Source organism: Pseudomonas sp. MF08817 (genome assembly GCF_059862705.1).
Map to the genome: position 1 here is coordinate 1 of NZ_JCBCUY010000005.1, position 25,410 is coordinate 25,410.

The 25,410-nt window shown below is 63.3% G+C and carries 20 protein-coding genes, 1 pseudogene and 1 riboswitch; of the genes and pseudogenes, 8 read left to right on the forward strand and 13 right to left on the reverse strand.

Features of this window, described 5'->3' with window-relative positions:
* Window positions 1–120 (forward strand): annotated as a pseudogene (locus tag AC19YR_RS04405) (IS30 family transposase); the annotation flags it as partial.
* Between the two features lie 742 nt (window positions 121–862).
* Here the strand turns inward: AC19YR_RS04405 and fba are convergent.
* The 6 genes from fba to tkt all read right to left on the reverse strand — a co-directional run bounded on the left by fba (window position 863) and on the right by tkt (window position 7,129).
* Window positions 863–1,927 (reverse strand): class II fructose-bisphosphate aldolase, encoded by a 1,065-nt coding sequence (gene fba, locus AC19YR_RS04410; RefSeq protein ID WP_095109045.1) that lies wholly within the window; start codon window positions 1,925–1,927, stop codon window positions 863–865.
* A gap of 190 nt (window positions 1,928–2,117) precedes the next feature.
* Window positions 2,118–2,447: an MliC family protein gene (locus AC19YR_RS04415; protein WP_095109046.1), complete on the reverse strand. Its 330-nt coding sequence runs from the start codon at window positions 2,445–2,447 to the stop codon at window positions 2,118–2,120.
* Between the two features lie 35 nt (window positions 2,448–2,482).
* The gene (locus AC19YR_RS04420; protein ID WP_095109047.1) at window positions 2,483–2,707 is read right to left on the reverse strand and encodes a hypothetical protein; all 225 of its coding nucleotides are present in this window, start codon (window positions 2,705–2,707) and stop codon (window positions 2,483–2,485) included.
* Between the two features lie 32 nt (window positions 2,708–2,739).
* Window positions 2,740–3,903 (reverse strand): phosphoglycerate kinase, encoded by a 1,164-nt coding sequence (locus AC19YR_RS04425; RefSeq protein WP_095109048.1) that lies wholly within the window; start codon window positions 3,901–3,903, stop codon window positions 2,740–2,742.
* Between the two features lie 17 nt (window positions 3,904–3,920).
* Entirely contained in the window at window positions 3,921–4,976 is a 1,056-nt protein-coding gene (epd, locus tag AC19YR_RS04430) for an erythrose-4-phosphate dehydrogenase (RefSeq protein ID WP_095109049.1), read from the reverse strand.
* A gap of 155 nt (window positions 4,977–5,131) precedes the next feature.
* Window positions 5,132–7,129: a transketolase gene (tkt, locus tag AC19YR_RS04435; protein ID WP_095109050.1), complete on the reverse strand. Its 1,998-nt coding sequence runs from the start codon at window positions 7,127–7,129 to the stop codon at window positions 5,132–5,134.
* A gap of 261 nt (window positions 7,130–7,390) precedes the next feature.
* Here tkt and AC19YR_RS04440 point away from each other — a divergent pair, with 261 nt between their 5' ends.
* The 5 genes from AC19YR_RS04440 (at window position 7,391) to AC19YR_RS04460 (ending at window position 12,408) form a co-directional block, all read left to right on the forward strand.
* Entirely contained in the window at window positions 7,391–8,386 is a 996-nt protein-coding gene (locus AC19YR_RS04440; RefSeq protein WP_095109051.1) for an ArsR/SmtB family transcription factor, read from the forward strand.
* A gap of 19 nt (window positions 8,387–8,405) precedes the next feature.
* Complete coding sequence (metK, locus tag AC19YR_RS04445; RefSeq protein WP_095109052.1) at window positions 8,406–9,596, forward strand: methionine adenosyltransferase; 1,191 nt, start codon at window positions 8,406–8,408, stop codon at window positions 9,594–9,596.
* Between the two features lie 197 nt (window positions 9,597–9,793).
* Window positions 9,794–10,150, forward strand: coding sequence for a DUF1090 family protein (locus AC19YR_RS04450; RefSeq protein ID WP_095109053.1), 357 nt, complete (start codon window positions 9,794–9,796; stop codon window positions 10,148–10,150).
* 101 nt (window positions 10,151–10,251) lie between these two features.
* Window positions 10,252–11,934, forward strand: a complete 1,683-nt coding sequence (gene ligB / locus AC19YR_RS04455; RefSeq protein ID WP_095109054.1) for an NAD-dependent DNA ligase LigB — start codon at window positions 10,252–10,254, stop codon at window positions 11,932–11,934.
* 81 nt (window positions 11,935–12,015) lie between these two features.
* Complete coding sequence (locus AC19YR_RS04460) at window positions 12,016–12,408, forward strand: DUF1090 domain-containing protein (protein ID WP_095109055.1); 393 nt, start codon at window positions 12,016–12,018, stop codon at window positions 12,406–12,408.
* Between the two features lie 48 nt (window positions 12,409–12,456).
* On the opposite strand, the gene AC19YR_RS04465 is transcribed toward AC19YR_RS04460, so the two are convergent.
* On the reverse strand, window positions 12,457–12,906 hold the full coding sequence (locus AC19YR_RS04465) for a c-type cytochrome (RefSeq protein WP_095109056.1): 450 nt from the start codon (window positions 12,904–12,906) through the stop codon (window positions 12,457–12,459).
* A 128-nt stretch (window positions 12,907–13,034) separates the two neighbouring features.
* Here AC19YR_RS04465 and mltA point away from each other — a divergent pair, with 128 nt between their 5' ends.
* Complete coding sequence (mltA, locus tag AC19YR_RS04470) at window positions 13,035–14,195, forward strand: murein transglycosylase A (protein ID WP_095109057.1); 1,161 nt, start codon at window positions 13,035–13,037, stop codon at window positions 14,193–14,195.
* 62 nt (window positions 14,196–14,257) lie between these two features.
* Here mltA and AC19YR_RS04475 read toward each other — a convergent pair whose 3' ends face one another.
* Window positions 14,258–14,641, reverse strand: a complete 384-nt coding sequence (locus AC19YR_RS04475; RefSeq protein WP_095109058.1) for an MAPEG family protein — start codon at window positions 14,639–14,641, stop codon at window positions 14,258–14,260.
* Between the two features lie 37 nt (window positions 14,642–14,678).
* On the reverse strand, window positions 14,679–15,518 hold the full coding sequence (locus tag AC19YR_RS04480; RefSeq protein WP_095109059.1) for an EamA family transporter: 840 nt from the start codon (window positions 15,516–15,518) through the stop codon (window positions 14,679–14,681).
* Between the two features lie 199 nt (window positions 15,519–15,717).
* Between AC19YR_RS04480 and AC19YR_RS04485 the strand changes: the two genes are divergently transcribed.
* Window positions 15,718–16,884, forward strand: coding sequence for an MFS transporter (locus AC19YR_RS04485; protein ID WP_095109060.1), 1,167 nt, complete (start codon window positions 15,718–15,720; stop codon window positions 16,882–16,884).
* Between the two features lie 128 nt (window positions 16,885–17,012).
* Here the strand turns inward: AC19YR_RS04485 and AC19YR_RS04490 are convergent, their stop codons facing one another.
* The 4 genes from AC19YR_RS04490 to AC19YR_RS04505 form a co-directional block, all read right to left on the reverse strand.
* On the reverse strand, window positions 17,013–18,875 hold the full coding sequence (locus AC19YR_RS04490; RefSeq protein ID WP_095109061.1) for a DUF3857 domain-containing transglutaminase family protein: 1,863 nt from the start codon (window positions 18,873–18,875) through the stop codon (window positions 17,013–17,015).
* Window positions 18,876–18,975: 100 nt separating this feature from the next.
* Window positions 18,976–19,818, reverse strand: a complete 843-nt coding sequence (locus tag AC19YR_RS04495; RefSeq protein ID WP_095109062.1) for a formate/nitrite transporter family protein — start codon at window positions 19,816–19,818, stop codon at window positions 18,976–18,978.
* 73 nt (window positions 19,819–19,891) lie between these two features.
* Window positions 19,892–24,583, reverse strand: coding sequence for a dermonecrotic toxin domain-containing protein (locus AC19YR_RS04500; RefSeq protein ID WP_500597345.1), 4,692 nt, complete (start codon window positions 24,581–24,583; stop codon window positions 19,892–19,894).
* Window positions 24,584–24,698: 115 nt separating this feature from the next.
* Window positions 24,699–25,103, reverse strand: a complete 405-nt coding sequence (locus AC19YR_RS04505) for an acyl-CoA thioesterase (RefSeq protein ID WP_095109064.1) — start codon at window positions 25,101–25,103, stop codon at window positions 24,699–24,701.
* Between the two features lie 186 nt (window positions 25,104–25,289).
* Window positions 25,290–25,396, forward strand: a riboswitch (S-adenosyl-L-homocysteine riboswitch).
* Window positions 25,397–25,410 lie beyond the last annotated feature (14 nt).

A 25,410-nucleotide genomic window follows, 5' to 3' on the forward strand; every position in this document is an offset into this window, starting at 1 on the left:
CTGACCGTCGAGGCGGTCAGTCGCGTGGTAACGAAGATCAATTTACGCCCGCGAAAACGCCTGGGCTGGAAGACGCCGTACGAAGTTTATGCAGGGGTGAGCGTTGCACTTATGTGTTGAATTCAGGACCGAAAAACAACATTTTTAATATTGTTAGCACATAACCAACATACCCTTTAACTCCATCCGCGATGACAATTCAACGCAAGAGTCCGGCAACCCCCAAAGACCCAATCCGGCTTATAGAGCTCTACTCTTCATCCACAAAACTTGCTTATAACCTACATGGCTGAGCGCTGCCATACTGTCAAAACTGGAATAACAACCCGTCTAAAACTCTATAAAAAACCGGTAAATATGACAGGTCAACTGCGCACAACCATATGCTAGTTTCAATGGGGAGCAAGGAAGCCGAGAAGCCCCTCCATTTAGTCTTAGCGGGGCAGCCTAGCCTCTGTGATCTGGTTCAAAGATAAATCAGCAGCTATCCAGATATGTATTTTTACTGATTGGACGCATCCAACAAGCCGAACACAGAGGCAAACATAAAGAGCATTAAAGATATGGAATCGCGAAGCGTCGAAAACATACCCCAAAACCACCGAAGAGATTGAAACAAAAAACCTTAAGATAACGGTCGAACTTGATGCCAAGAATCCGCCAAAGAGCCTGAGCAGTTTCTTAAGCGACGCCCACGACGCCTTACTTGATGCTGACGGACTTGAGCGGTTTACCGGCAGTGTGGAAGGCGCACAAAACGGCACGACCACTTGCAATATCATTACCATAACCTTGGTGCAGCCTAACCCTTGCTAGAAAATAAAAACCCGCCTCGCGGCGGGTTTTTATAAATACGCAAAGTTTAGTTAACCTTGGCGTTCAACTCACCTTTCAAATACCGCTGGTACATGGCTTCCAGAGAGATCGGCTTGATCTTCGAGGCATTACCCGCAGTGCCGAACGCTTCGTAGCGGGCGATACAGACATCACGCATGGCAGTCACGGTGGCGCCGAAGAATTTGCGTGGGTCGAACTCGCTCGGATGAGTGGCCATCAGGCGACGCATGGCGCCGGTGGAAGCCAAGCGCAGGTCGGTGTCGATGTTGACTTTGCGCACGCCGTGTTTGATGCCTTCAACGATTTCTTCAACCGGTACGCCGTAGGTTTCTTTGATGTCGCCGCCGTACTCGTTGATGATCGCCAGCCACTCTTGCGGCACCGAGGACGAGCCGTGCATCACCAAGTGGGTGTTGGGGATGCGCTTGTGGATTTCCTTGATACGGTCGATGGCCAGGACGTCGCCGGTCGGTGGTTTGGTGAACTTGTACGCGCCGTGGCTGGTGCCGATGGCGATGGCTAGGGCATCGACCTGGGTACGTTTGACGAAGTCAGCGGCTTCTTCCGGGTCGGTGAGCATCTGGCTGTGATCGAGCACGCCTTCGGCGCCGATGCCGTCTTCTTCGCCGGCCATGCCGGTTTCCAGCGAGCCCAGGCAACCCAGTTCGCCTTCGACCGAAACGCCGCAGGCGTGGGCCAGGGCGACGGTTTGCTGGGTGACGCGCACGTTGTAGTCGTAGTCGGTCGGGGTCTTGCCGTCTTCGCCCAGGGAGCCGTCCATCATCACCGAGCTGAAGCCCAGTTGGATGGAGCGCTGGCAGACGTCAGGGCTGGTGCCGTGGTCCTGGTGCATGCACACCGGGATGTGCGGGAACTCTTCGATGGCGGCGAGGATCAGGTGACGCAGGAACGGTGCGCCGGCGTATTTACGGGCACCGGCCGAAGCCTGGACGATCACCGGGGAGTCAGTCTTGTCAGCGGCTTCCATGATGGCGCGCATCTGCTCAAGGTTGTTGACGTTGAAGGCTGGAACGCCGTAGCCGAATTCGGCTGCGTGGTCCAGCATCTGGCGCATGCTGATAAGTGCCATTGTTCGTGTATCTCCCGGTCGAGGGTCGTTAATCGTGCAAGCCTGCCGGAGCGGCGGCTGCTATTCAAGTGATTGCAGATCGGGGGTAAGGCCGGACCTGCGAATGGGGTGGTGCGAAATGCTCAACGGCTGTGCATAACTTCTGCGGGAGCGGGCTTGCCCGCTCCCGCAGGGTATGGCCACAAGCGTTTTACGGCGCTTTACAGCCGCGGCCGATCAAGTCGTCGGTGGCAACCCAGTAAACCAGGCCCTCGTCACCTTTTTGATGAAACGCCAGCCTGTCGTTGCTGTAGAGCGCGCCGGAGCCACTGGCTTCGAGCTTGAGGCGCTGCACCTGGTCGTCGCCGCCCAGGCGTACATCTACCTGCTCGCGGCTGCTGTCGGTGTAGCGCCACTGCACTTGGGCCTGGCTGTCGCAGGTCCAGGTGGTCCAGTTGTCCGGCGCTGGCGCTGTGCCCAGGCCGAGGCTGGAACAACCGGCGAGCAACGCCAGTGCCGCCAGGGCGATAAAACCTTTCATCGGTGTTCCTCGTGATGCGTGGAGGTTCTGACCCGTCATGGGCAGCCCCGTTCCTTGGCCTTGGCCGGCGTGTCGTATTTGTCCAGCGCCTGGGTCCCGGCTCGCTTGTTAATCACCGGTGCCGTCTCGGCTTGCCAATCGGCCTGGTAGCAATGGCTTTCGGGCTCGGTGGCTTGCGCCTCCTCACGCTTGGCCTGCTGGGCGCCGGCGCAACCGGCCAGCAGCCCCAGGGCGAGCAACAATGCGCATGTCTTGACCATGTGAACACTCCTTTGCCGGGGCACCGGAGGCCTTATGCCTTGGCCCGGCTTTCCAGGACTTCAACGGCGGGCAGCACTTTGCCCTCGACGAATTCGAGGAATGCGCCGCCACCGGTAGAAATGTAGGAGATTTGCTCGGCCACGCCATATTTGTCGATGGCCGCCAGGGTGTCGCCACCGCCGGCAATTGAGAACGCGGCGCTGTCGGCGATGGCCTGGGCCAGCACCTTGGTGCCGTTGCCGAATTGGTCGAACTCGAACACGCCGACCGGGCCGTTCCACAGGATGGTCTGGGAGGATTTCAGCAGTTCGGCGAAGTTGGCCGCGGTTTGCGGGCCAATGTCCAGGATCATGTCGTCTTCGGCGACGTCAGCGATCAGCTTGACGGTGGCCACGGCGCTCTCGGCGAATTCCTTGGCTACCACCACGTCCACCGGCAGCGGCACGCTGACCTTGGCGGCGATGGCGCGGGCGGTGTCCAGCAGGTCCGGCTCGTACAGCGACTTACCCACCGGGTGCCCGGCCGCGGCCAGGAAGGTGTTGGCGATGCCGCCGCCGACGATCAACTGGTTACAGATCTGGCTCAGGCTGTTGAGTACGTCGAGCTTGGTCGACACCTTGGAGCCTGCGACGATCGCCGCCATCGGCTGGGCCGGGGCGCCCAGGGCTTTACCCAAGGCTTCCAGTTCGGCGGCCAGCAACGGGCCAGCAGCGGCAACTTTGGCGAACTTGGCCACGCCATGGGTCGAACCCTCGGCACGGTGCGCGGTGCCGAAGGCGTCCATCACGAACACGTCGCACAGGGCGGCATATTGCTGGGCCAGTTCATCGCTGTTCTTTTTCTCGCCTTTGTTAAAGCGCACGTTCTCGAACAGCACGATGTCGCCCGCTTTCACGTCGACGCCGCCCAGGTAATCGGCCACCAACGGCACGTCACGGCCCAAGGCGCGGCTCAGGTAATCGGCCACAGGCTTGAGGCTGTTTTCGGCGCTGAACTCACCTTCGCTCGGGCGACCCAGGTGGGAGCAGACCATCACGGCCGCGCCTTTTTCCAGGGCCAGCTTGATGGTCGGCAGCGAGGCCAGGATTCGCGCATCGCTGGTGACAACACCGTCCTTGACGGGGACGTTGAGGTCTTCGCGGATCAGTACGCGCTTACCTTGCAGATCGAGGTCGGTCATCTTCAACACGGTCATGGGGGGCAGTTCCTGAATTACTGTTGAGGTGGTTTGGAAGCGACGTGCAGGTAGTGCTCTGCAACGTCCAGCATGCGGTTGGCAAAACCCCATTCGTTATCGAACCAGGCCAGGATGTTCACCAGCCTGGGGCCGGAAACGCGGGTCTGGCTGGCATCGACAATGGCCGAATGGGGGTCATGGTTGAAATCACAACTGGCATGGGGCAGCTCGGTGTACGCCAGCAAGCCCTTGAGCGGGCCCACGGTGGCAGCCTCGCGCAGGATACGGTTGACCTCGCCGGCATCGGTGTCGCTGACGGTTTGCAGAGTGATATCCAGGCACGACACATTCACCGTCGGCACCCGCACGGCTTTGGCCTGGATTCGCCCGGCAAGTTCCGGCAACAGGCGTTCGATACCGCGCGCCAGGCCCGTGGACACCGGGATCACCGACTGAAACGCCGACCGGGTGCGGCGCAGGTCTTCGTGGTGATAGGCGTCGATCACCGGTTGGTCGTTCATCGCCGAGTGGATGGTGGTGATCGACACGTACTCCAGGCCGATGGCCTGGTCCAGCAGGCGCAACAGCGGCACGCCGCAGTTGGTGGTGCAGGAGGCGTTGGACACCAGCAGCTCGGCGCCGGTCAGGCAATCCTGGTTGACGCCGTAGACGATGGTGGCGTCGACATCCGCCTCGCTGGCCATCGGCTGGGAGAACAGCACCCGTGGCGCACCGGCGGCCAAAAAGCGCTCGCCGTCGGCACGGGTGTTGTAGGCACCGGAGCACTCGAGCACCAGATCGACGCCCAGGGCCTTCCAATCGATGCCTTCGGGGGTGGCACTGCGCAGGACTTTCACGCAGGTGCCATTAATGTGCAGACAATCGCCGTCGACCTTTACCTCACCGGGAAAACGCCCGTGGGTGGAGTCGAAGCGTGTCAGGTATTCGATGCTGGCCATGTCGGCCAAGTCGTTGATCGCGACAATTTCAAACCCGGCCGCCGCCCCACGCTCGAACAACGCACGCAAGACGCAACGCCCAATGCGGCCATAGCCGTTGAGTGCAACTTTGTAGGGACGCGGTGGGAGCATGGGGTTCTCGATTACCGATGTAAGTCAGTCAGCGTTGCGTTGTGTTGACCAACGCTATCGCGGGCGAGCCCGCTCCCACAGGGGCGGGCGGTGCATATCCCTGTGGGAGCGGGCTCGCCCGCGATGGCGTCAGAACAGGCAGTACAGAACCTGGCTCAGTCTTCCAGCAGCTCTTCAGCCTGACCCAGGATATTTTCCAGGGTAAAACCGAACTCCTCGAACAAGGCTGGAGCCGGAGCCGACTCGCCATAGGTGGTCATGCCGATCACGCGGCCTTCCAGACCCACGTACTTGTACCAGTAGTCGGCATGGGCCGCTTCGATGGCGATCCGCGCACTGACCTGCAACGGCAGCACGCCTTGCTTGTAGCCGGCGTCCTGGGCGTCGTACACGCTGGTGCACGGCATCGACACCACGCGCACCTTGCGGCCCTGCTCGGTCAGTTTGTCGAACGCCTGCACTGCCAGGCCCACTTCGGAACCGGTAGCGATCAGGATCAGCTCAGGCTCGCCCGCGCAGTCCTTCAATACATAGCCACCGCGGGCGATGTCGGCGATCTGGCCGGCGTCGCGGGTTTGGTGCTGCAGGTTCTGGCGCGAGAAGATCAGCGCGCTCGGGCCGTCCTTGCGCTCGATGGCCGACTTCCAGGCCACCGCCGATTCCACGGCGTCGGCAGGGCGCCAGGTGTCGAGGTTCGGCGTGCAGCGCAGGCTGGCCAGTTGCTCGATGGGCTGGTGCGTCGGGCCGTCTTCGCCCAGGCCGATGGAGTCGTGGGTGTAGACGTGGATCACCCGCTGCTTCATCAGTGCGGCCATGCGCACCGCGTTGCGTGCGTATTCCATGAACATCAGGAAGGTCGCGCCGTAAGGCACCAGGCCACCGTGCAAGGCGACGCCGTTCATGATGGCGCTCATGCCGAACTCGCGCACACCGTAGTACATGTAGTTGCCGCTGGCATCTTGCGCCGAAACGCCTTTGCAGCCTTTCCACAGGGTCAGGTTGGAGCCGGCCAGGTCGGCCGAGCCGCCGAGGAACTCAGGTAACAGCGGGCCAAAGGCGTTCAGGGTGTTCTGGCTGGCCTTGCGGCTGGCAATGGTTTCGCCCTTGGCGGCCACTTCGGCGATGTAGGCCGAGGCCTTTTCGGCGAAATCGGCCGGCAGGTCGCCCGCCATGCGGCGCACCAGTTCGTTGGCCAGCTCCGGGAACTCGGCGCTGTAGGCGGCGAAACGCTGGTCCCACTCGGCTTCAACGGCCAGGCCGGCTTCCTTGGCGTTCCACTCGGCGTAGATGTCGGCCGGGATCTCGAACGGGCCGTGGGTCCATTTCAGGGCTTCACGGGTCAGGGCGATTTCCGCGTCACCCAGTGGGGCGCCGTGGCAGTCTTCCTTGCCTTGCTTGTTCGGCGAGCCGAAGCCGATGGTGGTCTTGCAGCAGATCAGCGTTGGCTGCTCGCTCTTGCGGGCGGTTTCGATGGCGGTCTTGATTTCTTCCGGGTCGTGGCCGTCGACATTGCGGATCACTTGCCAGTTGTAGGCCTCGAAACGCTTGGCGGTGTCGTCGGTGAACCAGCCTTCGACTTCGCCGTCGATGGAGATGCCGTTGTCATCGTAGAACGCGATCAGTTTGCCCAGGCCCAGGGTACCGGCCAGGGAGCTGACTTCGTGGGAAATGCCTTCCATCATGCAGCCATCGCCCAGGAACACGTAGGTGTGGTGGTCGACAACGTTGTGGCCGGGGCGGTTGAACTGCGCCGCCAGCACTTTTTCCGCCAGGGCAAAGCCCACGGCGTTGGCCAGGCCTTGGCCCAGTGGGCCGGTGGTGGTCTCGACGCCTGGGGTGTAGCCGAATTCCGGGTGGCCCGGGGTGCGGCTGTGCAGTTGGCGGAAGCTCTTGAGGTCGTCGATCGACAGGTCGTAGCCGGTCAGGTGCAGCAGCGAGTAGATCAACATCGAGCCATGGCCGTTGGACAGCACGAAGCGGTCACGGTCGGCGAACGAGGGGTTGCTCGGGTTGTGCTTGAGGAAGTCACGCCAAAGTACTTCGGCGATATCCGCCATACCCATAGGGGCACCCGGATGGCCGCTGTTGGCTTTTTGCACGGCATCCATGCTGAGGGCACGAATGGCGTTGGCACGCTCACGACGGCTGGGCATCGCTGATCTCCTGGGGGTTTGAATAAAACGAAACGGAAAAAAGGCGAGCATTTTCCCTCACGGGGCGGCTCTGGGGCAATCACAGATAGTCGCTGGGGCGACTTTTTCCTGTGGATAACCGCCCCCGGGCCTGCTGAAACCATTGCGCACCCTTTGAGTAGAACCCGCCAGCACTGCCGGAGTGCCATTTATCGAGCAATATCAAAACTTTTTGATATTGACCTTGCGGGGCGACAGGCCCGTCACTAGACTGCCGGCCTTATGAATTTACGCGTGCCTTCAATTCGTCATGACGATTGCGATGAGCTGGCAGCCTTGTGCAAGGCTGGCGGCGATCCGTTGCGGCTCAATGTTTTGCGCGCGCTGGCCAACGACTCGTTTGGCGTGCTGGAACTGGCGCAGATCTTCGCCATCGGCCAGTCCGGCATGAGCCACCACTTGAAGGTGCTGGCCCAAGCCGACCTGGTGGCAACACGGCGCGAGGGCAATGCGATTTTTTATCGCCGCGCCCTGCCCCACACCGAATTGCTGGGGGGTAAGTTGCACGCGGCGTTGCTCGATGAAGTGGACAACCTGACCCTGCCCGCCGAAGTGCGCTCGCGGATAGGCCAGGTCCACGGGCAACGGGCCGCCGCCAGCCAGGATTTTTTCTCACGGGTTGCGGAGAAGTTTCGGGCCCAGCAAGACTTGATCGCCGGCTTGCCCCAGTACCGGGAAAGCGTGCTGGCGCTGCTGGACAAGTTGAGCTTCAGTGAAGGCGCCACGGCCATTGAAGTCGGCCCCGGCGACGGCGGTTTCCTGCCGGAGCTGGCGCAGCGTTTCAGCCAGGTCACCGCACTGGAGAACAGCCCGGCGATGCTCGAACTGGCGCGCCAGGTGTGCCAGCGCCAGGCGTTGGGCAATGTGCGCCTGCAACTGGCCGACGCCTTGAACGGCGTCGCCCTGCAAGCCGATTGCGTGGTGCTGAACATGGTGCTACACCATTTCGCCGCGCCCGCCGATGCCCTCAAGCGCATGGCCGATCTGCTGCAACCGGGCGGTAGCCTGCTGGTGACAGAGTTATGCAGTCACAACCAAAGTTGGGCCAGGGAGGCCTGCGGTGATCTTTGGTTGGGGTTTGAACAGGACGATCTGGCCCATTGGGCCACCGCTGCGGGACTCGTTCCCGGGGACAGCCTCTATGTAGGCTTACGTAATGGTTTCCAGATCCAGGTCCGCCATTTTCAGCGGCCGGCTGGCGACACTCACCATCGGTAAACAGTAGGAAACCATCGAGATGAGCGAATACTCCCTTTTCACCTCCGAGTCCGTGTCTGAAGGGCATCCGGACAAAATCGCCGACCAGATTTCTGATGCGGTGCTGGACGCCATCATTGCTGAAGACAAGTTCGCCCGTGTGGCGTGCGAGACTCTGGTGAAAACGGGCGTTGCGATCATCGCCGGCGAAGTCACTACCTCGGCTTGGGTTGATCTGGAGCAGATCGTGCGCGATGTCATCACCGACATCGGCTACACCAGCTCCGACGTCGGCTTCGACGGCGCGACCTGCGGCGTGATGAACATCATTGGCAAGCAGTCCCCCGACATCAACCAGGGTGTTGACCGCGCCAAGCCGGAAGACCAGGGCGCGGGCGACCAGGGCCTGATGTTCGGCTACGCCAGCAACGAAACCGACGTGCTGATGCCCGCACCCATCACCTTCTCCCACCAGTTGGTGCAGCGCCAGGCCGAAGCCCGCAAATCCGGCCTGCTGCCGTGGTTGCGCCCGGATGCCAAATCCCAGGTCACCTGCCGCTATGAAGGCGGCAAGGTGGTGGGCATTGACGCGGTGGTGCTGTCGACCCAGCACAACCCGGAAGTTTCCTACAAAGACCTGCGCGAAGGCGTGATGGAACTGATCGTCAAGCACGTGCTGCCAGCCGAACTGCTGCACAAAGACACCCAGTTCCACATCAACCCTACCGGCCAGTTCATCATCGGCGGCCCGGTGGGCGACTGCGGCCTGACCGGGCGCAAGATCATCGTCGACACCTACGGCGGCATGGCCCGCCACGGCGGCGGCGCGTTCTCCGGCAAAGACCCATCCAAGGTAGACCGCTCGGCAGCCTACGCCGGTCGCTACGTGGCCAAGAACATCGTCGCCGCCGGCCTGGCCGAGCGCTGTGAGATCCAGGTGTCCTACGCCATTGGCGTGGCGCAACCGACCTCGATCTCGCTGAACACCTTCGGCACCGGCAAGATCAGCGATGACAAGATCATCAAACTGGTGCGCGAAGTGTTCGACCTGCGCCCCTACGCGATCACCAAGATGCTCGACCTGCTGCACCCGATGTACCAGGCGACCGCGGCCTACGGCCACTTCGGCCGCACCCCGGAGCAAAAGACCGTGGGCGAAGACACCTTCACCACCTTCACCTGGGAAAAAACCGACCGCGCCAACGACCTGCGCACCGCCGCCGGCCTGTAAACGCCGTTTCGCTGCACCGAAAACCCCGCCCGGCATGCCGCGCGGGGTTTTTTAATGGCTAAACGACATGTCTCACTTGCAGGCCCAATGATGGCCCAATAGAATCCGCGCCAACTCGGATCCTTATTCCATTTGGATATTGCGACGCGCTTATCCGAGATCATTTGTGCGCGCGCGATCGAACATTGAGGTTTTTCATGCGTATTTCCTTGCTCGCTCCTGCTGCTGCCCTGTTCGCGCTGTTCTCCCTGCCTGCACAAGCCGTGGACCTGGGCTCGCTGACCTCGAAAGTGACCGGCCACATCGGCGTTGCCGACGGCAACTGCAAAGAGAAAACCGCCGAACTGCAAGCCAAGTTCGACGAAGCCGAAGCCAGCGGCAACACCCTTAAGGCCGCCGGTTACAAGGCTGCCCTGGAGCAAGCCAACAAAGGCTGCAAAGTGGTCGGCGACAAGACCGCAGAAGCCAACCAGAAGGTTGACGGCGTCACGCAAGAAACCCAGGCCAAAGCTGACAAGAGCGGCGTTAGCGCCCTCGGCGGCCTGCTGAAGTAAGCCGACATACGCTGCAAAAAAAGCCCCGCTCCGTGCGGGGCTTTTTTGTGGGCGACGGGTCTAGGCTTCAGGCTCCCCCAAGCCGAGCAAGGATGCTCACCATGCCTCGCCCCCTGCGGTTTTGCGCCAGCCTGGCGCTCGCCTTTTTTTGCCTGCCAGCCCTTGCCGACTGCCCGTCCTGGACGCCCCAACAGGCCCGGGAACAGATCGGCGCCCTGCAAACGCAAATCGCCCACTGGGACGACAGCTACCACCGCCAGGGCCAGGCGCTGGTAGCCGACGAACTCTACGACCAGAGCCGCATCCGCCTCGACCAATGGCGTCGCTGCTTCCCCGCCCCCGCCGACATTCCCACCCACCCACTGCGCACGGCGGGCGGCCCGGTGGCGCACCCCATCGCCCATACCGGGCTGGACAAGCTCAACGACGCCGAAGCCGTGCGCGCCTGGTTGCACCCGCGCGATGACGTCTGGGTGCAACCCAAGGTCGATGGCGTGGCGGTCACCCTGATCTACCGCCAGGGCCTGCTCCAGCAGGCCATCAGCCGTGGCGACGGCAACACCGGCCAGGACTGGACCGCCAACGCCTTGCAGGTTGCGGCCATCCCCCGGCAACTGCCCAAGGACATAGACCTGCTGCTGCAAGGCGAACTCTACTGGCGCCTCGACGCACACGTGCAGGCCAAGGCCGGCAGCCGCAACGCCCGCGGCCGCGTGGCCGGGTTGATGGCGCGCAAAACCCTGGGCGCCGACGAGGCCAGCGGTATCGGCCTGTTTGTCTGGGACTGGCCCCAAGGCCCCGCCACCCTGCCCGAGCGCTTGGCCGGCCTGGCGCAACTGGGTTTCACCGATAGCGTCGAATACAGCCAACCCATCAAGGATTTTGCCCAGGCCCGGCAATGGCGCGAGCATTGGTATCGCACAGCCTTGCCCTTCGCCAGCGATGGCGTGGTGCTGCGCCAGAGCCGGCGCCCGCCCGCCGAGCGCTGGCAGGCCAGCAGCCCGTTCTGGAGCGTGGCCTGGAAATACCCCTTCGCCCAGGCCCTGGCCGAAGTGCGTAAGGTCAACTTCAAGGTCGGGCGCACCGGGCGCATCACCCCGGTGCTGGAACTGACCCCGGTGCTGCTCGACGACCGCCAGATCAAACGGGTCAGCGCCGGCTCCCTCGCGCGCTGGCAAGCCCTGGACATCCGCCCCGGCGACCATGTGGCCATCAGCCTGGCGGGGCTGACCATCCCGCGCCTGGACAACGTGCTGTGGCGCAACCCGCAACGGCTAGCCCTGCCGGTGCCCGACCCGCAGGCCTTCCACGCCCTCAGCTGCTGGCAACCTAGCGCGGGGTGCGAAAGCCAGTTCCTGGCTCGTTTGACCTGGCTCAGTGGCAAACAAGGCTTGGGCCTGGCGCATGTCGGCCCGGGGACTTGGGAGAAATTGCTGGCGGCCGGGCGAATCGGCCACCTGCTCGATTGGTTGACCCTCGACGCCCAAGAGCTTGCTAACATTGCCGGCTTCGGCGCACGTAGCAGCACGCGCCTGCTCAACAGTTTCCACAGTGCCCGGCAACGCCCGTTCGAACGCTGGCTCAAGGCTTTGGGCATGCCGCCGACCGCTGGCGCCAACCTGCCCCGGCAATGGCAGGCCCTGGCCAGCCGCGAGGCCGAACAGTGGCAGGCCGAGCCGGGCATCGGCCCGGGGCGCGCGGCGCAACTGAGCGCTTTTTTTCGCGACCCGCAGGTCCTGGCCCTGGCCGAACATTTACGTATGGCCGGCGTTGAAGGCTTCTAGACGCCGGATTGAACCCGCATCCGCCAACCGGCTCCAATCGCCATTGGCAGACGACCAGACTATTTTTTGTACGGAGCTTTTATGAAATTTCTTGCACCGCTCGCCCTTATCACGCTTTGCAGCCTGTCCACCCCGCTGCTGGCCGCTGAACCCGCCCAGGAACTCACGGGCTGCGCCGCCAAGCGCCAGTCCATCGCCACCCAGATCGAACACGCCAAGGCCCACGGCAACAGCGACCAGCTCGCCGGCCTGGAAAAAGCCCTGAGCGAAGTGACCGCCCACTGCACCGACGCCTCGCTGAAAAAGGAACGGGAAAACAAAGTGCTGGAAGCCAAGCACGAAGTCAGTCGCCGTCAGGGCGACCTGGACAAGGCGATGAAGAAGGGCGACCCGGAGAAGATCAACAAGCTCAAGGACAAACTGGCCAAGTCACGTAAGGAACTGCAAGAAGCGGTGGAAGAGCTGGATAAATAAACCGCCGCCCCGTAGCAAGCGGGCTTGCCCACTTGCTACGGGCAGCACTCAATGATCGCGGAATTCCTTATGGCACGCGCTGCACGCGTCTTCGACCCGTTGCACCGCCGGTGCCAGGTTGCTGACCTTGTAGGGCTGGATCTTGCTGGCGATCACCAATTGGCCGGTGGCCGCTTCCAGTTCGCGGGCGATTTCCTGGAAGCGCGCCTGTTTTTTCCAGACATCGTCCGTGGCACTGGTGTGGTCTTGCTCACGCACCTGCGGGAAGTGCTTCCACGGCTCGTGGGCCAAGGCGTCGAGTTTCACCGCGCCGTCGGCAAACCGCTGGCCGTCAAAAGGAATGCGCCCACGTAGCATGCCGCCCAGGTCTTCGCCGGTCTTGAGCATCTGCTTGAAGATGGCCTTGCGCTGGCCCAAAGGCGAGTTCGGATCGACACCGCCACAGGCGGCCAGGGCCAGGCAGGCCAGCAATACAACGGAAATTCGTTTAAGAGTCATGGTGGCTTCAGGTCACGGAAAACGGCGGCCAGTATCCTCGCCTCGCCCGCAAAGACCAATAGCCCTATTAACAATGAGGGTTGCCCGCAGGCCTGATGCCTGTGCCCAACCCACCAAGGACATCGTGCATGAACCCAAGATTCAACCGCCGTCGCCTGGCCTGGACGCTGCCCCTGCTGGCGGCGCTGCTGGCCGGCTGCAACGGCGGCGACAGCACCCAACCCGAACCCCACGCCCTCGCCACCTACGCTAGTGCCTCCTGGGATGCCCTGCCCGCCGTGGCCGATAACGACCTGCTGGCCGGCTTCGGTGCCTGGCGCAGTGCTTGCACCCGCCTCAAGGCCGACCCGGTGTGGGGCGGCACCTGCCTGGCGGCCGCCGACCTGCCCCAGACCCCGGCGGCCATCCGCGCCTTCCTCAAGGAGCATTTGCAGGTCTATGGCCTGCGCTCCGGCGAGGGCAGCGACAAAGGCCTGATTACCGGCTACTACGAACCGGTCTACCCCGGCAGCCTGACCCGCACCGACAGCGCCCACGTGCCCGTTTACGGCGTGCCCGAGGACATGATCGTGGTCGCGCTGGACAGCCTCTACCCCGAACTCAAGGGCAAACGCCTGCGCGGCCGGCTCGAAGGGCGGGTGCTCAAGCCCTACGACGACTCCGCCAGCATCGAGGCCAAGGGTGTGAAAGCGCCGGTGATCGCCTGGCTGACCGACCCGATGGACCTGCAATTCCTGCAAATCCAGGGCTCGGGCCGGGTGCAACTCGAAGATGGCCGGCAACTGCGCATCGGCTACGCCGACCAGAACGGCCACCCGTACCGGCCCATCGGCCGTTGGCTGGTGGAACAGGGCGAGTTGAAAAAGGAGGAGGTCACCATGGGCACCATCAGTGCCTGGGCCAAGGCCAACCCAACGCGCATCCCCGAGCTGCTGGCGAGCAACCCCAGTTATGTGTTCTTCAACCGCAACCCGGACAGCAACGAGGGCCCGCGCGGCTCGTTGAACGTACCGCTGACCTCCGGCTACAGCGTGGCAGTGGACCGTAAGGTGATCCCGCTGGGCAGCCTGTTGTGGCTGTCCACCACCCGCCCCGACGGCACCGCGCTGGTACGCCCGGTCGCGGCCCAGGACACCGGTGGCGCCATCACCGGCGAAGTGCGCGCCGACCTGTTCTGGGGCACAGGCGACGCCGCCGGGCACCTGGCCGGCGACATGAAGCAGCAAGGGCAGATCTGGATGCTCTGGCCCAAGGGCCTCGCGTTACCGGATGTGCCGCAAAAGCCTTGAGGTTTTGTGAGAGCAGGCTTGTGGGGGAGCGGGCCGGGCTGCGCTCCGCTTACCCGCCCGCCTCACATCGAGACGAAAAAGAAACTCGCCACCAGCCCCATGTTCACGAACCACATCAGCGAGCGCAGGGTCGCCCAGTCGGCCAGGTAGCAGATCAGGAACAGCAGGCGCGTGGTGATGAACAGCACCGCCAGCACGTTGATCGTCACCAGGTCGGCGTTGCCGGCGAGGTGGGCGATTATCACGGCGGCGGCGAAGGCCGGGGTGATTTCAAAGCTGTTGAGTTCGGCGTTGTGGGCGCGTTTGCCCAGCCCTTGCGCCTTGCCCATGAAGGCCCGGGGGTCATGGTTGTCCCGCAGGCCATACTTGCCGCTGACCTTGGCCACGGCCGTACCCAGGTAGGGCAGGAAAATCGCAATCAGCACACACCAAAAAGCCACAGTCATCACACATACCCTTGTTTAGTTTTTGTTTAGATCCGGTTTAGAGCTTCATCACCAACAGGCCAATCAACACCAGCCCACACGCTAAGAGCCGCGGCCGGCCGAAAGGTTCTTTGAGGTAGCGCATACCGAACAGCACCACCAGAATCACACTGATTTCCCTCAGCGCCGCCGCCTCGGCAATCGAGCCTAGCTGCATCGCCCACAACACCAGGGCATAGCTCAACAGCACGCAGAACCCCACGCTCAAACCCAGCCGCCATTGCTCGCGCCAAAACAGGGTGAACGCCGCCCGCTTGGCCACCAGCGCCAGCACCGGATAGGGCCAGGCACTGAGCAGTGTCACCCACACCAGGTAATCGAGCGGGTGGGACCAGCGGCGCAACGCCTGGCCGTCGATGTAGGTGTAGCCACCGATGCACAGGCCGATCAGCGCCACCACCGGCAGCATCGACCAGGGCAAGCGCTCCCCGCCACCGCCCTGCCACAGCAGGCAGAGCATGCCGAGGGGGATCAGGAGGATGCCGATGATCTGCTGGGTTGTCAGCACTTCGCCAGCAAAGAACAGGGTCAGGGCCAGCACCACCAGGGGCGACAAACCGCGCATCAGCGGGTAGACCAGCCCCAGGTCGCCGACGCGGTAGGCCTGGATCAGCAAATAGCGATACAGCAGCTCAAGGGCCGCCGAGGCGAAGATCCACGGCCACAGTTCGGCCGGCGGCCAGTCCACGGCGCCGAAGGCGAACATAAGCGCCACGAACAGCATAGCCACGCTGTCCATGCAGGCGATCACCAGCAAGCGTTCGGCGCTGAATTTAATCAGGGTGTTCCAGGCTGCATGCAGCAGCGCGGCGACCAATACCAGGGTGGTTGCCAGCACGGTGTGCTCCTTGTCCGGTTTTGCAGAATCGTTTCACCACGTTTCAGCAGCCCTGTTTATACTGGCCACCGCCACGCCCCACTCAGTTGCGCACACACCCATTCCAATAAAGGCCCGCCACCGCCGCGCCCCGCGCGAACCGGAGCTGGCCGGCGTATGCCTGATTAAAGCGTCAAGACTACAGACAGAGACCTTGCGCATGCCACTTGCTTTGCTTGCACTGGCCGTTGCCGCTTTCGGCATCGGTACGACTGAATTCGTCATCATGGGCCTGCTGCCCGACGTCGCCCGCGACCTGGGGGTGAGCATCCCCGATGCGGGCCTGCTGATTACCGGCTACGCCCTGGGCGTGGTGTTCGGCGCGCCGATCCTGGCCATCGGCACCGCCAACATGCCGCGCAAAGCCACGCTCCTGGGCATGACCCTGATGTTCATCCTGGGCAATATCCTCTGCGCCCTGGCGCCGAACTACGCCACGCTGATGGCCGCGCGGGTGGTCACGGCGCTGTGCCACGGGGCGTTTTTCGGCATTGGCTCGGTGGTGGCCGCAGGCCTGGTGGCGCCGAACAAGCGAGCCCAGGCGATTGCCCTGATGTTCACTGGCCTGACCCTGGCCAATGTGCTCGGCGTGCCGCTGGGCACGGCGCTGGGCCAGTACGCCGGGTGGCGCTCGACGTTTTGGGCGGTGGCGGTAATCGGCGTGATCGCCGCCCTCGCCCAATGGCGCTGGCTACCCCGTGCCATCACTCTGGACAAAGCCAACCTGGCCACTGAGTTCAAGGTGCTGGGCAAGGTCAACGTGCTGCTGGCGTTGGGCATGAGCGTGCTGGCGTCCACCAGCCTGTTCAGCGTGTTCACCTACATCGCGCCGATCCTGCAAGACATCACCGGCGTCAGCCCCCACGGCGTGACCGTCATGCTGCTGTTGTTCGGCGTCGGCCTGACGGCGGGCAGCATGCTCGGCGGGCGCCTGGCCGACAGCCGCTTGCTGCCGTCTCTGGTGGGCATGGCGCTGGCGGTGGTGCTGGTATTGGCGGCCTTCACCCAGACCAGCCAATCGCTGATCCCGGCGGCCATCACCCTGGTGCTGTGGGGGATTTTTGCCTTCGCCCTGTGCCCGATCCTGCAACTGCTCATCATCGACCAGGCCCACGAAGCCCCAAACCTGGGCTCGACCCTGAACCAAAGCGCCTTCAACCTGGGCAATGCGGCGGGTGCCTGGATTGGCGGCCTGGTGGTGGCCAGCGGCGCCGACCTGGCCGACCTGCCGTGGACCGGCGCCCTGGTCAGCGGCTTGACCGTGCTGGCGGCGTTGTACTTTATCTACCGCCAGCGCGGCGCCGAGCGGGTGGCGGCGGCCGGCTGACTGCCGAGCCAAAACCTTCTGTGGGAACGAGCCTGCCCGTCGATATCGGGTGACTGACACGGCGCTATCGCGAGCAGGCTCGCTCCCACAAGGGCTGTTCGCAGGCCTACCTCAACCAGCAAATCGCCCTACAGCGTCTGGACGATGATCTGGCTCTTGAGGTCGTTGACCATCGCGTCCACCGTCGGCTTCATGGCTTTGAAGTCCTCGGCGCTGCACACCGCACTGGGGTGGGTGAAGGCGAAGCGGCGCTTGACCACCACGGCGTTGGCCTCACGGGTGTAGGTGGCGCTGTAGTCGAAACTGGCGGTGCGCAGGCTCACCGGTTTTGGCGCGGCGAGGACGCTGACTTCCTTGGGGAACTCAAAACGCGCCTGCTCCTCGGTCACCCCGCCAATGCAACCGAAAGCCTGGGTACGCTCGGGTTCCATGATGAAACCAAACACGTTCTGCGCGATGCCGCCGGCAAAGCTGCTCAGGGTCGGCACGCCGATGGGCCCGGGCAGGGTGACCAGGTTTTCGGTGCGCCCGGCCATCTTGATTTCGTAGCTGTTGGCGGTGCCTTCGAGGTTGCCGGCGTCGAGCTTGCCGCTGGCGCTTTGGCCGTAGGAGGCGAGGATTTGCTGGATCAGCAGGTCGCGGTCAGCCGGTTTCATCGACTTGATGCCAAAACGGTTCAGTTCCGCCGCCCAGCCATTGACGTTGGAGGCGTGGGTGAAATCCGCCGCCCCCGTGGACGTAACCTTGAACACCGTGGTGTTTTGCACCAGGCCATCCTGGGTCGCGGGGGTGTGGCCCAGGGTGCCGCTTTTGCTCAGCACCACGGTTTTGTCCAGCACCGGCGCCGGCAAAAAGCCTGCCGAGATGCCTTCGGCGGTGGAGTCCAGGTACAGGTCCAGGCTCGGCACGTAGGTGATGGCGTGGTTGAGCACGCCCAGGGTCGGCACCTTGGCCAAGGTGTAGGCGTTGCCCAGGTTGACCAGGGCCGGCGTACTGTCGATACCGGCCGCGGCCAGCAAGGCTTCGAGCAAAGCGACGTGGTCTTTGCAGTCGCCATAGCGATTGGCCAGGATGGTCTTGGCCGAATGCGGCACCACACCGCCAGCGCCCATGTACACGGCAACGTAGCGGATGTTCTTGCGCACCCAGTCGCTCAGGGCCAGGGCCTTGGCGCGGGGGCTATCCAGCTTGGCGGTGAGGGAGGCGGCCAGTTCGCGGATCTCGGCGGTCTGCTCGACCTTGGCCCGCGCGTCGTAGGCCTTGGCGAACGCGGCGAAGTCACTGAAGGTGGATACCGCCAGGAACTGGCCGTAGTCGAGGTACGACACCGCGCCCTGCTCGATGCGCGCCTTGTCGGCGGGCACATAGTCCCAGCGATAGACCTTGCGCCCCGGCGCCGCCGCAGGCGTGGACGCGGTAAAGCCGCGGGCATCGGCGTGCAGCGGCATATCCGCCGGCAGGTCGTAGATCAGGCTGAACGCTTGGGTGGGGTGGAAGGCTGGGAACGACAGGTCTTCAAACTGGCCCGGGAACAGTGCCGTGGTGCGGTTTTTCTTGTACTGCAACACCAGGCGATCGCCCACCGCCACTTCGGGGAAGATCACCACTTTGACCCGGGTGTCCTGGAACATCGGCGCGCCGGAAGAAGCCTGCTCCTGCTGCTCCTTGATCTGCTCGGCCAGCACCGGCACTTTGCGCCCGTCGGGTTTTTGCGTGTACGCCTGCACCACGTCGAGGGTTTCCAGGGTGCGGTTGTAGCTCAGCGACCGTTGCGCCTGTTCCTTGATCGCTCGCTCTTCGTTGATGAGCAGTACGGTTTCGGCGCTGACCACAAAGCTGCCGTCGGCATTAATCACGTTGCTCTGGGTTTCTTTCTCGATGGTCACCGAGCGGTCGGTGCCGTCATCGCGGGCGTGGGCCGTGCCCAGGCTCAGGGCCAGGACGACCAACGCGGCGAAAAGGCGCGCCGGGGAAAAAGCTGAAAACTGCATAAAGGTCCGTCTTCTCTAAATGGGAAACGTTCGCAATATACAGCATGAAACTGGCCATCATTTACCCATCACCGAAAAAAAACCATTTCCCCTCAACTACCTACGCCTTGGGCACGGTGGCTTCGCTGCGGATTTGCGCATGGCTGAGCAAGGCAAAGATGAAGCTGCCGCCAATGATGTTGCCCGCCAGCGTCGGCCCGGCGAAGCCCAGCCAGAAGTCCTTCCAGCCCAGTTCCCCGGCGAACACCAGGTACGACACCTCCGCCGAGCCGACGACGATGTGGGTGAAATCCCCCAGGGCCATCAGGTAGGTGATGAGGATGATGATCCACATCTTGGCGCTCTCCATGGACGGGATCATCCACACCATAGTGGCGATCATCCACCCGGAAATAATGCCCTTGGCGAACATCTGGCCGGTGTGGTTTTCCATGACCTTGCGCCCGATTTCCAGGAAGGCCAGGTCGGTTTTGCTGTCGAAGATCGGCAAGTGCAGCATCACGTAGGCCACCAGCAAGGTGCCGCACAGGTTGCCCACCAGCACCACGCTCCACAGGCGGATCAGGCGGGCGAAGTTGTTCAGCGACGGCTTGGTCATCACCGGCAGCACGGCAGTCAGGGTGTTTTCGGTGAACAGTTGCTGGCGCGCCAGGATCACCGCGAGAAACCCCGCGCAATAGCCGAAACTGGCGATCACCTTGAAGCCCTCGCCGTCAGGCAGGCGCGAGTTGAGCAAGCCCATCGCCATCAGCGACAGGCCCATGGTCAACCCCGCCGCCAGCGCCGACCACCAAAGCGCGGCGATGCTGCGCTCCAGCTCCTGCTCGCCCTGGGCGCGGATGATTTCGTGCAACACCGCCGCGCGGGGCGGCTGGTTTTTGTCGACTTCGTGCTGCTCGCGGGCCGACAGATTGGGGGTCTTGCCGTCGTTTGGCGTGGCCATGGTATTCCTGGGGCGAAGGGGGGCGTACAGGTACGACCTCCCGCGCCGCAGGCTGTTCGGTGGTGCCGTGCAATCAGGGCAAAGTCTCCTGGGGGAAGAACAACCCCTGCGCCGCCTCATGGTCGAGGGTGGTGCGCAGCACGTTGAGCACTTGCTCGTCGTTTCGGGCGTTACGGATTTGCTGGTCGAAGGTTTCGGAGTGGCGTACGTAGCGCTTCAGATGCGCCCGGGTAAAGCCCAGGCCCCGGCTGTCGGTGCGCTGAGGGGCATAGTGAAAATGGGCGAACCAGAGAATCTCCACCGCCGTGGGCGGCGCACCCACCGCCGGCACCTTACTGATGTAGAAGCTGCGAAACAGCGGCGGCGTGCCGGCGCCCGGCTCGCGCCCGGTGGCCAGCACTTCCTTGATTTCCACTACGCCCTCGTTCAGCAATTGGCGCACCCCGGCAGGGGTCGGGTCGCGGGCCAGAATCATGCGCTGCGCCACTTCGCGGCTCTTGTCGCTCAACTGCCGTGCCACACCATCCATCTGGTTCATCAGGCTGACGTCCAGCACATCGCGGTCCTCGAACAGTTGGTAAAAAATCCGCAGTTCATCGGCCATGATTTCTGCCTCGGCCTGTAGCAACTGCACCGAGACCAATGGGTTGCTCTCCAGATTCGCCAGGTCGGCCAGACGCGCCTCGCCGCGGCGCAGCACGCGCAAGGCATTCATGTAGCGCATCAGGGCTTGGCTGGGGCGCTCCACCGTCGGGGCCACCAAGTCCCAATGGATGTTTTGTTCAGAGATCGTTTTTCTCAACCCGGCGTAAGCCGCACCGGTATAGGGGTCGATGAACTGCACAAAGCCATCCAGCGAAAACGTGAGCGAGCCGTCGTGACCCTCCAGCTCCGCGACACCCTCACGGCCCGTGCCCGGCTCGTTGCCGTTTTCCGGCTCGCTGGCGGTGCTGCTACTGCTACTGCTGCTGGATGCGATGCGCTCCCCCTTGACGGCTATCAGCAAGCCCAGGCGTTCATGGCGGATCAGCAACCGGTGCTCGCCCACCTCATCACTCTGCATGGCCGATGCCGGCGCGGTGGCCGCTCGGGCGTAATGCTCCAGGGTTTCGCCAACGATGTCCTGGCGCACGCCCAAGAGGAAAGCGCGGTATTCACTCAAGGCCGGTTGATCGACAAAACCGTTGAGTTCGCCCTCCAGCCTGTGCAAGCGCACATGTTCCCAGGCCAGGGCATCAATCACGTCGTTCAATACCCGGGCGCGGGTTTCCAGGCCCAGGGCCGGGGCGTCGAACAGCTCGCGGTACGTGGCCAGTTTCATCCGGCAATACAGGTTGGCCTGGGTCAGCAGGGCCAGGCCTTCGCGCTGATGGGGCGCGACCTGGGTCTTGAGGCACAGCAGCACCCGCGGGCGCAGGGACGCTTCCTGCCAGCGCGCGATCGCGGCCTTGCCCTTGAACTCGGGCGTGTCCAGGCGCGCCACATTGACATCGCCCGCCACCGCCTCCTTGAGCATCAGGGCGAAGGTTTGCTGCTCTTCCCGGCAAAGGGTTATCGCCTCGTCATGCAGGGCGACGATTTGGCCCAGGGTGGTGCGAAATTCCAGCGAGGGGTTGCGCTTGGCCACCTCCCCCAGGTTGAGGAAATAGCTGTGGCTGGGCGCCCCCGCCAAACGCTCGCAGATCAAATGGCGTTTTTGCTCCAGCAGGCGCACCTGGACGCGCAGGCAGTCCACCCGCCCAGCCATCAGCGCGCTGCGGGTCTTGGCATAGTGGCGCACTACCTCGAAGCGCCGCCGCTGTTCCAAGAGGTCCAGCAGTTCGCGCGACTGTTCGCCCTGCACCAGCGCCTTGGCCTGCTCGATCTCGATGCGTTTGAGGCGATTGTCAAAGCCGTTTTCCGCCAGGACCCTGGCGACCAAACCCGCCTCCAGGTGCTCGCGAGCCTCGAAGGCCCGGTACAGGCTGGTGAAACGCTCCTTGAGCGTGATCTGGGCCTGGCTCACCTGCCCTTGCAGGCCCAGGCTGCCGCCGGCCAGGCGCAGGCGCAGGTCCAGCACCCACTGGCCGTTGCCCTGGGGCTTGAGCCACGGCCCTGGGCGAGCGTCGGTTGCTTGCACGCGCACCCCGTCGGGCTGCCTCGTGACCGGGAACCAGCCATCGGCCAGGTTCGCGTACAGGCCAGTGGCGTTCTGATAGAGCCCGGCCAGCGTGCCCGCGCTGAGCCGTTGGGCGCCTTGCGGCGCGGGCACGGCAAAGCTTTTGAGGTCTGCCTCCTGGGCCGGGGTCAACCGGGTGGAGGTGAACACGAAGCCATAATCGATCGGCACCGTGGCCGTGAGGCTGGCGTTCTGGGCTCGGGCCTCAGGCAATGGTTTGAGCGCCACGGCGGCTTCTTCGGCAGCGGGCACGGTCAACGCCTCGTCTACCTTCACGCGTTCCAGGCGTGCGCTGCTGATTTCGGTGCGGGAGTAGTGCATCAACACCAGCGCCATGTTCAAGAAGAACCCGGCCATCACCGCGCTCTTGTCCTGCGTCGGGTTGTTGTGGGCGGCGTTGATCTGCCCTTGCACATCCCAGGCCACCAGCATCCAGCCCACCACGGCGGCGGGGCCAGTGACGAACGACAGCACGCTGTTCAAGCCCAGGGCCAAGCCCTCCAGGCGTCGCGCCCAGAGGTTCTCGCTGTTGGACACCGATTGGCGGTCCGCCAGCTCCAGGGTGGCGCGTACCTGGCTGTGGTAGAGGTGAGCGAGGTAGTCGCCCGAGACCTCATCGCGGCTCAGTAGCGCCGGCTTGCTGAACATGGCGTCGAACAGCATCGCCAGGCCATCGATGCTCTTGAAGTGCGGCACGTTGAACCCTTCCCCCTGGTACACCGTGCGCGCTTCGCGGCTCATCCAAGCCAGCACCTGCTGCTGCAACGTTCCCGGTTGCTTTATGGCCTCGAACAGCGCCTCGTGCGAGCTGAACTCCAGCAGTTTCTCCTCGCTCATGGGCCGGTAGAGCAGGTGCGGGCCTTGCTCGAAGTCCTTGGGGCCGATCACGAACATGTTCAGCACGTTGTCCGGGCTGACATCGGCGCCCGTGCGAAAGCCAAGCGGGCGCAGCACGATGGCCTGGTCGCCGACATAACGCTGTTCCGGCGTCTCCCTGACCACCGCCGCCACGCAGTCGTAGCCCTTGCGCGTCACCCCGCCATGGCCGCGACACAGGGCTTGGAGGGCGACCATGGGCAACTCGATGCGCAACTGCTCGGCAAAGTGCTGGCTACGCCAGGCTACCTCGGCTTGATCGTCGCGCAGCTTGGCGCTGACCAGCTCCGGGTAGGTGCGGCCGATGTCGGCGTCGGTCACCAGTTTTTTGATTGCCTGGGCGTTCATCCATGCCGGCGGCGGGCTGCCGTCGCGCAACTGCACGCTGATGGCATCGCCCGGCAGCGCCGCGAGGTTCTCCAGGGCGACTTCGAGCAGCGTGGTGATGACCTTCACCGGGAAGCCGCCCGCCGCCGACGCGCCGCGCACCGTGTGGATGGTGAGCTGCACGTCATCGGGCTTGACGTCACTGGCCTGGGGATACTGCGCGACCAAGCGTTCACGGGTGAAATCGAGAATCGTCGGCACGCCCTCGTTGAAAAACTTCCAGCCCGCACGTGCGGTCAGTTCAGCCATTTGGCGCATCTGTTGGCTGAACAGGCTGCGCAAATCCCGGTCGACCTGCTTGAGCCACGACGGTAAGGCACTGTAGAGACGTTGCAGGTCGTGGTTATCGGCCAGTTGCAGGCTGTCGAAATCGCCTGTGATCCAAGAATGCGCACCCTTGAGCGCAGCACTGCCCCAGAAGGGAAACTGCCGGCCATAGTTGGCCAGCTGCCCCAGGTCGGCCAGTTGCTTGGCCAGGAAGGTCAGGGCAAAGCTGTCGAAAATATTGGCTCCGGGTTCGTACAGGCGCCATTGCATCGCTTTCCCCGGCCGCAGGCCCGTCAACCACCTGGGCAGCGCCGCGCCCAAGGCTGCGCGGGAGTCGAACACCTCGACCCCCGCGCCCAGGGTGAACAGCAACACGTGCTCGCCCGAAGCCTTGGGCGCGATCAGCACCATGCCCCGCAGCAGCTCCAGATGGGGGCTGCCCTCCTCGCCCCACTGGTCGACCAGGTAGGCGCGCACGCCGGATTGGCGCAGGTTGTTGTCCGCCACCTGCACCACGTCACTGACCATCTGCTGCTGGTCGACATCCAGCGTGGCGGTTTGTGCGGCCACGTCCCTGAAACCGTCCTTGAGCAGCCCCGCCAAGGCCTCGAAACGGCTTTTAGCCTGGTACGAAAGGCTCGTCCAATCCTCGATCAAGGCGCTCTGGCAGGTGCGTAGCAACTGCGCGCCACGGGCGTTGATCGCGGTTTCGGCGTCGAAGGGCTTGAGGGCGCCGGCCCGTGGCGGATGGCGGGCAGGCTCGTCGGTGATGACCTCACCATTACCGAAATCGACGTGTTTATCGTCGACGAAACGTTGGATCAACACCTCCACCAGCGGCGTGTGGGCGGCCGGTAGGGCCGTGATGACCTTGTTCTCATAGTGATAGCGCGGGGTCAGCAGCACGGGGAGTTGGTCGGTGATGTCCAGGTTCGGGTAGCTATCGAGCAGGCTGCGGCGCAGGTCCCGGGCGACAGCCTGGACCAGGGTCGAGCGCTCGGCGAACAGCGTCTGGATCTTCACGGCCAGGGCCGCCAGGGGCACGTAGTGGGACGGGCCGTTAGGTGTCAGGGCCATGATCGCCTCCTAGTAAAAGGTGCGGGCCCTGGACGCGGTATGGGTCAGTCAGCCCGTCGCCAAGCCTGGCGGGCGACGGGGTGGTAACGGTGGTAGCGGGGTATCGCGTGGCCGGTTACTCGCCGATGCCTTCGGCGCTGAACTGATCCTTCACGTATTTGATTTCGGTGCGCCCGTGGGGCGCGGGCAGGCCGTCTTCACCAAGGTTAACGAAGACCATTTTTTCCACGGTGAGGATACTTTTGCGGGTGATCTTGTTGCGCACTTCACAGGTCAGGGTGATGGAGGTGCGGCCGAATTCGGTGGCAGTGATGCCCAACTCGATGATGTCACCCTGGCGCGAGGCGCTGACGAAGTTGATCTCGGAAATGTACTTGGTGACCACGCGCTGGTTACCCAACTGAACGATGGCGTAGATCGCCGCTTCTTCGTCGATCCAGCGCAGCAGGCTGCCGCCGAACAGCGTGCCGTTGGGGTTGAGGTCTTCGGGTTTGACCCATTTGCGGGTGTGGAAATTCATGGGGGGCTCCGAGGGGGTGGGCAATTTGCGGGGGGGGTGTTGCCCTCCCAGCTTCGAGTTTTGAGCGCCAAGCTGCAAGTTAAAAGCGCTCCTGCCCTTACTTGCCGCTTGCAGCTTGCAACTTGCCGCGCAAACCCCGCTATAATCCCCACCGCTTCAAACACGGCAAACGCCGTTTCCCGCCACCTGTCCGAGGGGCGCTGCAGCAGGTTCTACCTGTCAGGCTCGGATGGGGCGTTGTCTGGCCAGGATGATCCGGCCCGGCCTTAAACGCACAACGGCGCCCATTCGCACTCAAAACGAATGG